The organism is Novosphingobium sp. NDB2Meth1, assembly GCF_900117425.1.
Classification (GTDB): Bacteria; Pseudomonadota; Alphaproteobacteria; order Sphingomonadales; family Sphingomonadaceae; genus Novosphingobium.
Window position 1 is genome coordinate 561,417 of record NZ_FPEH01000015.1, and the last position, 8,161, is coordinate 569,577.

Below are 8,161 nucleotides of genomic sequence, written 5' to 3' on the forward strand. Positions count from 1 at the left end.
CCAGAATCTCCACACCGTCCCGTTCGTGTCGAGCGAAGTCGAGACACCGATGGTCCCGAGCGAAGTCGAGGGGGCGAAGTCGAGACACCAATCCCGGCCTCACCCACCACGCAGCAGCTGCACGCCCCAGTCCCGCTCGAACAGATAAAGCAGCGCCCGCGCCGCCTCGCCCCGCGGGGAAGACAGCCCACCATCGCGCTCCATCAGCAGCCGGGCGTCGTCATGCGCGAGCGGAAGCAGCCGGGCAATCTGTTCGAAGCCCGCTACCCGAAAGGGCGTATCCCCCGATTGCCGCGTGCCGAGCAGCTCACCGCCGCCACGCAACCGCAAGTCCTCCTCGGCCAGACGGAAACCGTCCTGCGTTTCGCGCATCAGGGCAAGCCGTTCGCGCCCGACCTCCGAGAGCGCCTCGCCGCGCAGCAGCAGGCACGTCGATTTCGCAGAGCCCCGCCCCACCCGCCCGCGCAGCTGGTGCAACTGGGCCAAGCCGAACCGCTCCGCCTGCTCGATCACCATCAGGCTGGCATTGGGCACGTCGACGCCAACTTCGATCACCGTCGTCGCCACCAGCAGCTTTGCCTCGCCGCGCACGAAGCGCTCCATTGCGGCGTCCTTCACTTCGGGCCGCAGCTGGCCGTGCACCAGCACGACCTGATCCCCGAAGCGCAGCTGCATCTCGGCAAAGCGCGCTTCGGCCGCCGCCAGATCGGCCGTCTCGCTCTCGCGCACCATCGGGCAGACCCAGTAGGCCTGCGCCCCCGTCGCCAGATGCCGCGCGAGGCCGTCGACCACCTCGCCGATGCGTTCCACCGCCACCACGCGCGTGTCGATCGGCTGCCGGCCGGGCGGCATCTCGTCGAGCTTGGAAACCTCCATCTCGCCGTATTGCGCCAGGGTCAGCGTGCGCGGGATCGGTGTAGCCGTCATCGCCAGGCAATGCGGTGTCGCCTTGCCCTTCTGCGTCAGCATCAGCCGCTGCCCCACGCCGAAGCGGTGCTGCTCGTCGATCACCACCAGCGCGAGATTGCGGTAGGCCACGCTTTCCTGAAAGATCGCGTGCGTCCCCACCACAATGTCGATGCTGCCATCCAATAGCCCCATCAGGATCGCCTCGCGCGCCTTCGCGCCGCCGCGCTGCGTCGTCTTGCCGGTGAGCAGCGCGATCTGCACCCCCGTCCCCGCCGCCATGCGCTGCAAGGTCTCGGCATGCTGCCGCGCCAGAATTTCGGTCGGCGCCAGCAATGCCGCCTGCGCCCCCGCTTCCACCGCGATCAGCATCGCATGCAGCGCCACCGCGGTCTTGCCCGAGCCGACATCGCCCTGCAGCAGCCGCAGCATCGGCGCATCCTGCGCCACATCGCTCTCGATCTCCGCGACCGACCGCGCCTGAGCCCCCGTCAGCGCAAACGGCAAGCGCAGCTTCGCCCGCAAGCGGCCATCGCCTCGCAACGGCACTGTCCGCCGCGTGCGGTTGCTGGCCTTCACCAGCATCAGGGCCAGCGAGTTCGCCAGCAGTTCATCATAAGCAAGCCGGTCCCGCGCGACCGCATCGGCGCCCTTGTGCGCCCGCACCAGCGCCTCGCGCCACGCCGGCCAGCCCGACTGCGCCAGCAGCCCCGGCTCGATCCACTCCGGCAATTCCGGGACCATCCCCAGCGCCTGCTGCGCCAGCCCCGCAATCCGCGCCTGCGTCAGCCCTTCCGTCGCAGGATAGACCGGCTCGTTGAGCGACCCCGCCAGCGCGCTGCTCTCCTCGGCGATATGCTCGGGATGGACGATCTGCCAGCTCTGCCCATACTGGTCGAGCCGCCCGGCCACCCAGCGCTTCTCGCCCACCGGCAGCAGTTTCTTCGCGGTGTAGGACGCCCGCCCGAACCACACGAGCGCGACGTAATTGCCCAGCGCGTCCTCGGCCATGATCCGGTACGGCCCGCGCCCCGAACTCGCCCGATGCTCCCGCACCGTCAGCGCGATGACGATATTCTCGCCAACCGCCGCCTCATCGAGATTTCCAACCGCCCGCCGCGCCACGAACCGGTCCGGCAGGTGATAGACAAGGTCCCGCACCCGCGTCAGCCCCAGCTTGCCCAACGGCCGCGCCAGTCCCGGGCCGACACCCTTCAGGCCCTCGGTCTCGGCAAACAGCGGATTGAGCAGGTCGGGACGCATGCTCGGTTTGATAGTCGGGCTGATCACGGAACGCTACTGGCCGACCATAAATAGGGACAGTCCCCATTTATTCCCCGTGCTTATGTGACCTCGGCAGGACGCCTGCGGAATAAATGGGGACTGTCCCTATTTATGGAAGCACAACGTAGCTGCTATGGCCTTCCGCGATGCAGAGCCTTCCCCCGGCGGCACTTGCCCAGCCTGCCTCCAAGCGCGTATCGGCCCCCTCATGACTCTCGGGATGAACGACAACGACTCCCCCGCCCACCGCCTCGCCCGGATGAAGTTCCGCGCCTGGCATCGCGGCACGCGCGAAGCCGACTACATGATCGGCTGCTTCTTCGACACGCGCCACGCCGGGTGGGACGCCGCCGCCCTCGACTGGTTCGAACGCCTGCTCGAGGAAGACGACGTCGATATCATGGCCTGGGCGCTCGGAACCCAGCCCGTGCCCGCCGCGTTTGAAGGCCCTGAAATGGACGCCATGCGCCGCCTCGATTACGTCGATATCCCGCGCTGAGCTGCCGCGTGCCCGATCCGTCCCGCATCCTCTCGGCGACCACGCCGCTCACGCTCGCCAGCATCGCGCGCGGCGCGCAGCCGCTCGTCCTCGCCGATCTCGCCCGCGCTGCAGCTTCCGCCAAGGCCCTCAAGCGCACGATCTTCATCGCCGCCGACGATGCCGCCATGCGCGCCGTCACCCAGAGCGCCGCGTTCTTCGCGCCCGAGCTCGACGTCAGCGAATACCCCGCGTGGGACTGCCTCCCCTTCGATCGCGCCTCGCCCGCGATGTCGGTCAGCGCCCGCCGCCTCGCCGCGCTCCACGCCCTGCAGGAAAAGCAGGAGGGCCCGCAGCTCCTCGTCACGACGATCAACGCCGTCCTCCAGCGCACGCTTACCCCGTTCCGCATCCGCGAATCCGTCCGCGCGCTCCGCGTCGGGCAGGAAATCGCGCGCGACAGCCTGATCGCCCTCGTCCAGCACCAGGGCTACACCCGCGTCGATACGGTCGTGGACTCCGGCGAATACGCCGTGCGCGGCTCGGTCTTCGATCTCTGGCCCAGCGGCCTCTCCCACGGCCTGCGCCTCGATTTCTTCGGCGACGAGATCGAGACGATGCGCCTGTTCGATCCGGCCACCCAGCGCTCGGTCCAGCCCGTCCAGTCGCACCTCCTTCTCCCCGCCAGCGAAGCCCTGCTGGACGAAGACTCCATCCGCCGCTTCCGCACGCGCTACCGCGAGCAGTTCGGCGCTAATGCCACCGGCGATCCGCTCTATCAGGCCGTCACCGACGGCCGCCGCCTCGCCGGGATGGAGCACTGGCTCCCCCTCCTCGAAGACCGCCTCGTCACGCTCTTCGACCACCTGACCGACGGCGACCTCGTCCTCCTCGACACCTCCGCCGCCAAGGCCGCCGAGCAGCGCCTCGCCGATATCGCCGACTACCGCCAGGCCCGCGCCGAAAGCAGCCAGCGCGCCGGCAGCACCACCTACCGCCCGCTGGCCGAAACCGCGCTCTACCTCTCCCGCGACGAATTCGACCGCGCCCTCGCCGGTTGGCCCGTCCACCGCATGAGCCAGTTCGCCGAACCGGAATCGGCTCGCGTCCTCGATTTCGGCTTCGGCCCCCCGCGCGATTTCGCGCCCGAGCGCGCATCCGGCGCCAATATCTACGAAGCCGCCGCCAAGCACCTCGCCGCCCTCGCCACGCGCGGCCACAAGGCGATCATCGCGGCCTACTCCGCCGGTTCCCGCTCGCGCCTCGCCTCGCTGCTGGGCGATGCCGGGAAAGCCTCGCCCATCCTCGCCGAAACCTGGCAGGAAGCCCTCGGCGCCGCCGCGACCGGCAAACCCGCCGCCGTCGTCCTCCCGCTCGAACAGGGCTTCTCCAGCGGCGATGTCGAAGTCCTCACCGAACAGGACATCCTCGGCGACCGCCTCGTGCGCCCCAAGCGCAAACGCAAGGATGCCGACGCCTTCCTTGCCGAACTCGCCGCGCTCGGCACCGGCGATCTCGTCGTCCACATGGAGCACGGCATCGGCCGCTACATCGGCCTCGTGCCGGTCGACGTCGGCGACAGCCCGCACGACTGCGTCCAATTGGAATACGCGGGCGGCGACAAGCTCTACATCCCGGTCGAAAACCTCGACGTCCTCTCCCGCTACGGCCACGACAGCGCCAATGACTCTCGGGGCGTCGCGCTCGACAAGCTCGGCGGCGAGGCCTGGCAGCGCCGCAAGGCGAAGATGCGCGAGCGCATCCTCGAGATCGCCGGCCAGCTCATGCAGACAGCGGCCCTCCGCGCCCTCCGCGAAGCCGACGCGCTAGCCCCCGATCCCGTCACCTACGGCCCCTTCGTCGACCGCTTCCCCTGGGCCGAGACCGACGACCAGGAACGCGCCATCGACGACGTGCTGGCGGACATGGCCTCGGGCAAGCCGATGGACCGCCTCGTCTGCGGCGATGTCGGCTTCGGCAAGACCGAGGTCGCCCTGCGCGCCGCGTTCGTCGCCGCCATGGCCGGCAAGCAGGTCGCCGTCATCGCCCCCACCACGCTCCTCGCCCGCCAGCACTACACCGCCTTCGTCGAGCGCTTCAACGGCTTCCCCCTAAACGTCGGCCGCCTCTCGCGCCTCGTGCCCGCCAAGGAAGCCGCCGCCACCAGGGAAGGCCTCGCAAACGGCACCGTCGATGTCGTCATCGGCACCCACGCGCTCCTTTCCAAGGGCCTCGAATTCAAGCGCCTCGGCCTCGTCATCGTCGATGAGGAGCAGCGCTTCGGCGTCGTCCACAAGGAGCTCCTCAAGGAGCTCAAGGCCGACGTCCACGTCCTCACCCTCACCGCCACGCCCATCCCGCGCACGCTCCAGATGGCGATGTCCGGCCTGCGCGAACTCTCCACCATCCAGCCCCCGCCGGTCGACCGCCTCGCCGTGCGCACCTACGTCATGCCGTGGGACGACGTCACCATGCGCGAGGCCCTGATGCGCGAGCACCAGCGCGGCGGCCAGTCCTTCATCGTCGTGCCGCGCATCGCCGACATGCCCGATCTCGAGGAATGGCTCCGCCTCAACGTGCCCGAGATCCGCTATGTCTCCGCGCATGGCCAGATGAGCCCCACCGAAGTCGAGGACCGCATGGGCGCCTTCTACGAGAAGCGCTACGAAGTCCTCCTCTCGACCACCATCGTCGAGAGCGGCCTCGACATCCCCAGCGCCAACACCATCGTGCTCCACCGCGCAGACCGCTTCGGCCTCGCCCAGCTCTATCAGCTGCGCGGCCGCGTCGGGCGCGGCAAGCTGCGCGCCTATGCCTACCTCACCTACCCCGAGGACCAGGCCCTCTCCGAAGTCGCCGAAAAGCGGCTCAAGGTCCTCTCCGACCTCGACAGCCTCGGCGCCGGCTTCCAGCTCGCCAGCCACGATCTCGATCTGCGCGGCGCCGGCAACCTCCTCGGCGACGAACAATCCGGCCACGTCCGCGAAGTCGGCTTCGAACTCTACCAGTCCATGCTCGAAGACGCGATCGTCGCCGCCAAGGCCGGCGAAATCGGCCTCGCCCGCGAACGCAATGCCCTCAGCCCCCAGATCACCGTCGACGCGCCCATCATGATCCCGGAAGACTACGTCCCCGATCTCGCCGTGCGCATGGCGCTCTACCGCCGCATGAACGACGCCGATGGCCCCGAGGCCGTCGAAGCCCTCGCCGCCGAAATGATCGACCGCTTCGGCCCCCTCCCCGCGCCCACGCAAAACCTCCTGCAACTCATCGAGATCAAGCGCCAGGCCATCGCCGCCAACATCGCCAAGATCGACGTCGGCGCCAAGGGCACCCTCGTCTCGTTCCACAACGACAGCTTCCCCGAACCCGCCGGCCTCTTCGCCTATATCGACCGCCTCAAGGGCACGGCGAAGCTGCGCCCGGATAACAAGCTGGTGATCAACCGGGCTTGGGGTTCACCCGAGGCGCGGCTCAATGGGCTGGTGCAGTTGACGAAGGGGTTGAGTGCGGTGGCGAAGCGTGCGCGGCGGGCATGAGGTTATAGTTTCGCCCCATCAATTGAAGACCACGCATTGATTTTGGGCGTTTGCGCCAAAGGGTGAAGTGCGCGACTTGTCATTTGTCCCCTTTCGTGGATAAATGATGCGCTCTTACAGTGGATTGAGCTTTTAGATCGAAATGATTCGAGAACCAATCATGCCAAAAACAAGCCTCAAGCTTCCGACTGTAGCTGCCTCTTTTATGATTTTGACTTCGCTAATAGCGACTATCAAAATTGTTGAGTACTTTCCACCAGATACAAAAGCCGAAAGCCTTTCAGCAATTGGTCAAATAATTGGATCATTGTTTTCCTTTTGGGCTTTAATTGGATTAATACTTGGTCAATATGCCCAGAACATATCGATCCGCTTACAGCATGCTTCAATCTTAGCTCAACGAGACGCACTGGCCGATCAGATTGAAACTTCGCGAAACATGCACTTAGCATTTTTATTTGAGACTACCGCAAATGCAATTGCATTAGCGAAAATTTCTCTAGAAAGGTACGCCAGATCATTACTCGTTTCATCTCCGTCTTTGGATACGGAGAAGGTACTTGCAACGGTTAATGAAATTCCGGACGAGATTGAAACTCCTCACGCGCACGTTATTGTTGAACTTGAATGGGTTAGAAATCAATTTGAACATGATATCGATGTTGGCTTACTCAAAAACAATGCATTTCTTTACATCAATCTCTATTAAGAAATCCGAGCGAAATCCGAGAAATTAAGTAAATCTGCAGGCGCCATAGACCGTTTTGCCCTGGAGATTGAGAATACGTCATTGGCCCATTTGTATATGATACTAAAAAATAAATTAACTACCTAAGTTTTTGGACTTCTTATTATTCGGTCTCGAATACGCTGAATTCGCGGATCATCAATTAATCTAAGATCAGAAAGTAATTCTTCTGACCCAATAACAGGCGTTATATCCTCGAGACCCCTCGTAAGATCTAGATTCTCCTCAATGTCCTGAGCAAACCGCTGCTTAAAGGAGCTATGGTCACTAAATATGTTTCTTAGTGACGGAGACGCCTTGCTATCAATTCCGTTGAAGGTCGGAACCATTATATCGCGATACAACAGATTAATTTCTCTCTGACGAGTGAAACTTATCTCACTTACAGCATTTGCAGGGCTGATATAGTCCCTGCACGTCTTTGCGCGGTCATGCAGAGTTGCAATCCAATCACGTACGCCAGCCTCCATGTCACCCATTTGTGCGGCCTGACCTGAAACAAATTTGCGAGCATTTAACTCGATCAGGAGGCTGGCTGGTAGGGAGCGACGCTCTAGCATCGCTTGTATCCGTGAAGCGTGAAATGTCGGCCTAGGCAATCTTGGAAAGGGCGCGGCATAAGATAGCGATACGTCATTCTTTATAGCATTCAGATGAAAGGCAAATGCAAAGTTCAAAGCGTCTATGAAGTTATTGAAATCCGCGCTCACGCCATGCGAGCGATTTGCATTTAGGAAATCAAATACCTTCATCGCATCTTCGTAAATCTGTGATTTCACAGCTCGAAATTGATCTTCTGTGTAAAATTCACCCAGACCTTGGACTTTATTGTTCCTGATCATTTCAAGCAGTGAGTTTGTCGCACCCTTATTAAAAAAACTTTTCGCATGTTCAAAAAGGATTTTCGCCCGCTTATAAAGTTCGTCGTCCCTGATACCACTCTCCAAGGCGGAGCCCTCAGCGTCGTCCTCGATAAATGACATGAATTTGTCAAAAAGTTTCTCGCTTTGAGACGATCCCATTATGCTGATCAGAGCAGCAGAACGTCGCTGCGCCGACTGTTCAAATTCAATGACTGTGGTCGTGTCCCACGGGGTGGTGTAGGAACCGTCGATCCGCAGTAGGATCAGGTTCGGGTCAGGCAGCCAGAGCTGGCAGGCTGACAATGGGGTTATGGCTCACCGAGCCGAGGGTTTCCAGCGTCAC

At 62.9% G+C, this 8,161-nt stretch carries 5 protein-coding genes; 3 read left to right on the plus strand and 2 right to left on the minus strand.

The window, feature by feature from the left end; genetic code table 11:
- Positions 1-99: 99 nt before the first annotated feature.
- Complete coding sequence (recG, locus tag NDB2M1_RS12120; protein ID WP_072382577.1) at positions 100-2,169, minus strand: ATP-dependent DNA helicase RecG; 2,070 nt, start codon at positions 2,167-2,169, stop codon at positions 100-102.
- Positions 2,170-2,398: 229 nt separating this feature from the next.
- Here recG and NDB2M1_RS12125 point away from each other — a divergent pair, with 229 nt between their 5' ends.
- From NDB2M1_RS12125 to NDB2M1_RS22055, 3 genes are all read left to right on the plus strand, one after another.
- The gene (locus NDB2M1_RS12125; protein ID WP_231625000.1) at positions 2,399-2,689 is read left to right on the plus strand and encodes an FAD assembly factor SdhE; all 291 of its coding nucleotides are present in this window, start codon (positions 2,399-2,401) and stop codon (positions 2,687-2,689) included.
- 8 nt (positions 2,690-2,697) lie between these two features.
- Positions 2,698-6,207 carry a transcription-repair coupling factor gene (gene mfd, locus NDB2M1_RS12130; protein WP_072382579.1) on the plus strand — a complete coding sequence of 1,170 codons (3,510 nt, stop codon included), beginning with the start codon at positions 2,698-2,700 and terminating at the stop codon, positions 6,205-6,207.
- A gap of 160 nt (positions 6,208-6,367) precedes the next feature.
- Positions 6,368-6,916 carry a hypothetical protein gene (locus NDB2M1_RS22055; protein WP_143146736.1) on the plus strand — a complete coding sequence of 183 codons (549 nt, stop codon included), beginning with the start codon at positions 6,368-6,370 and terminating at the stop codon, positions 6,914-6,916.
- A 122-nt stretch (positions 6,917-7,038) separates the two neighbouring features.
- On the opposite strand, the gene NDB2M1_RS22060 is transcribed toward NDB2M1_RS22055, so the two are convergent.
- The gene (locus NDB2M1_RS22060; RefSeq protein ID WP_143146737.1) at positions 7,039-7,938 is read right to left on the minus strand and encodes a hypothetical protein; all 900 of its coding nucleotides are present in this window, start codon (positions 7,936-7,938) and stop codon (positions 7,039-7,041) included.
- Positions 7,939-8,161: the final 223 nt, after the last annotated feature.

Coding starts and splice junctions, on each gene's coding strand:
- recG (WP_072382577.1), bottom strand. CDS start 2,169: ATGCGTCCCGACCTGCTCAATCCGCTGTTTGCCGAGACCGAGGGCCTG.
- NDB2M1_RS12125 (WP_231625000.1), top strand. CDS start 2,399: ATGACTCTCGGGATGAACGACAACGACTCCCCCGCCCACCGCCTCGCC.
- NDB2M1_RS22055 (WP_143146736.1), top strand. CDS start 6,368: ATGCCAAAAACAAGCCTCAAGCTTCCGACTGTAGCTGCCTCTTTTATG.
- NDB2M1_RS22060 (WP_143146737.1), bottom strand. CDS start 7,938: ATGTCATTTATCGAGGACGACGCTGAGGGCTCCGCCTTGGAGAGTGGT.